We start from the raw sequence: 1,373 nt of genomic DNA, 5'->3' as shown, positions 1-1,373 counted from the left end.
TTTTTATGTCCAAATACAACCGCGAGTTTAAGTGTCTCGTTGCCAGGCAGTGTTTAAACGGTTTGTCATCTGAGATGCTTGCTAAACAATGTTCAATATCTTCCAGACAAATACGATACTGGACTCAAGTCTTCGCTATCCATGGAAACCGCTCATTTCTACCTGCAACGCAGACTGCCACCGGTCGTTCTAAGTTCGCCGCATTGCAATTAATGTGGACGAATGGTTGGTCTGTCACGCACACTAGTGCCGTGTTAAACCTCTCATCCCCCGGCATATTCGCCACTTGGCTCAAACGTTACAATGAGCAAGGCATTAAGGGGCTTGAACCGCAGCCTAAAGGTAGACCTTCAATGAAACAGCAACCTCAAACGACAACTAAGCCAGATAGTGAAATGACGCTCGAAGAGTTGCGAGAAGAGCTGGCTTATTTACGTGCGGAGAATGCCGTTTTAAAAAAGCTGGAGGAGTTGGAGCAAAAGAAAACCCGCCGAACAAAGAAAAAACGGTCATCGCTCTGACTCTAAGAGATAAATACCCGCTTAAACACTTACTTCGAGCCCTGAACCTGGCAAGAAGCGTCTTTTATTATCATGCCAAAGCAGGTCAGGTTCGTGATAGCTATGAGTGTGAAAAGCGGTTAGTACAGACTATTTATCATGAGCACAAAGGACGCTACGGGTACCGTCGAATTCACTTAGAGCTGAGAAACCGAGGTATCAGGTTAAATCACAAGACAGTGCAAAAGCTGATGATGCAGTTAGGCTTGAAGTCGATAGTCAGGCCCAAGAAATATCGTTCTTACCGTGGCGAGACGGGGGAAGCGGCAACTAATGTACTTGAAAGAGACTTCGAGGCGAGTCAACCGGATGAGAAATGGGTCACTGATGTCACTGAGTTTAAAGTCAAAGGGCAAAAGGTATATCTGTCTCCAGTGATTGACCTGTTCACACGAGAAGTGGTGACTTATCAACTTGGGAAACGCGCTGATTTACCCCTCGTCACTGGTATGCTTAAGGAGGCTATCTCAACGCTAACCCCAAAATCGAAGCCCATAATACACAGCGACCAAGGTTGGCAGTATCGACACAGAGCCTATCAAAAGCAGCTCAACGATCATGGACTGACACAAAGTATGTCGAGAAAAGGGAATTGCCTAGATAACGCAGTGGCAGAGAACTTCTTCGCCCTACTAAAAACAGAGATGTACCATCATCGACGCTTTGAAGATGCTGATGATTTGATGGAACAAATCAAAGAGTATATCGAGTACTACAATACCAAACGTATTAAAGCGAAACTAAAAGGCCTGACTCCGATAGGATATCGGAATCAGGCCTTAAAAGCCGCTTAACAGAAATGTCCAACTTTAC

The 1,373-nt window shown here is 45.2% G+C and carries 2 protein-coding genes; both read left to right on the top strand.

The window, feature by feature from the left end; genetic code table 11:
- Positions 1 to 521 (top strand): helix-turn-helix domain containing protein (locus tag LRP50_RS25230; protein WP_274167146.1); only part of this gene is annotated, 521 nt, incomplete at its 5' end.
- Positions 512 to 1,354, top strand: a complete 843-nt coding sequence (locus LRP50_RS25225) for an IS3 family transposase (RefSeq protein WP_274167147.1) — start codon at positions 512 to 514, stop codon at positions 1,352 to 1,354. The genes LRP50_RS25230 and LRP50_RS25225, both read left to right, overlap by 10 nt.
- Positions 1,355 to 1,373 lie beyond the last annotated feature (19 nt).

This window comes from Enterovibrio gelatinilyticus, assembly GCF_028683095.1.
GTDB classification, from domain to species: domain Bacteria; phylum Pseudomonadota; class Gammaproteobacteria; order Enterobacterales; family Vibrionaceae; genus Enterovibrio; species Enterovibrio gelatinilyticus.
Note: the sequence above shows the minus strand (reverse complement) of the source record. Positions and strands in the feature narration are given on the sequence as shown.